1 pseudogene is annotated in these 1,030 nt (G+C 42.9%); it reads right to left on the bottom strand.

Annotated features, from left to right (window positions below):
- A pseudogene (locus A3738_RS00575) lies at window positions 1-780 on the bottom strand (sodium:proline symporter); the annotation flags it as partial.
- Window positions 781-1,030 lie beyond the last annotated feature (250 nt).

The following is a 1,030-nucleotide window of genomic DNA, read 5'->3' as shown; positions in this document are numbered from 1 at the left end:
AATCCACGCAGCATGCAAAAAACTACGCTTAGTTGTATCTCTGTCGGCGATAAAACCTCTATCCATCATGACTGGATCGTGAAGTGGATAGCTCCAGACCTGCAGCAGCGCTACAGCAAGTAGGATTGGCCCAGGGTTAGTTACATCAAACTCGACAAAATTCAGCGCTTCTACGCTGTAGAGGCCATCACCTAATGCACTAACTACAAGTAAGGCTAGAACTGCGATGAAAATTAGCATTTGCATAACATCTGTTTTTAGCGACGCATGTAAGCCTCCTAACATCGAGTAAATCATAGCAATGGCAGCAAAAGCGACAACGGCGATGGTATAGCTACTCGTGCCAGCGGCTCCAAATAGAATTCCGATCACTAGAATGTTTGCGAAGACTTCGCTTATCAGACGCAATCCAACCACAAAGTTGTAACAGTGCGTGCCTAATTTGCCGAAACGATCCTCTAGGAAGGATTGGACGCTATTGAATCCGTGTTTAAAACGAATTGAATCAACGATGGCTGCTCCAGTTAGGAATGATAAGTAATAAGCCGCATAAGCAATCGTTCCCCATATGCCGTAATAAAATCCTAGTATGGCTGCGTTAAGTAGAGATCGAGCAAAAATCCAAGTCGTGACTTGGCTGAGCACTAAAGTGAACAGAGATGGAGCCTGACCTTGTGGGCTGAAACCGGAAAAGAAACCTTCGTTAGATTTTGCTTTCGGTGAGATTGCGATTGATAACAAGGCGAGTGCAGCAACAACAATTGGTAGGGTTGCGCTCATGAGAAAGACTCCGTGTGTTTATTATGTTGTAAAATGGTCTACTTCTAGACTTCTAGACTTCTAGACTTCTAGACTTCTAGACTTCTATCGAACCGATTGGTTCAAATCCTGTGTAATTAAAAACTATTTGTAGGATTTCTTATCATCGACCACATAGGTGGACTTCCTTTTCCTAGATCGATCTGGCCAATACTCTCAAAGCCAAAGCGTTGATAGAACATTAAATTTTCTTCTTTGCTGTTCTCTAGAT

It is taken from the genome of Oleiphilus sp. HI0066 (genome assembly GCF_001635725.1).
The sequence above is the reverse complement of the archived record's forward strand: the minus strand, read 5'-3'. Positions and strand labels throughout refer to the sequence as shown.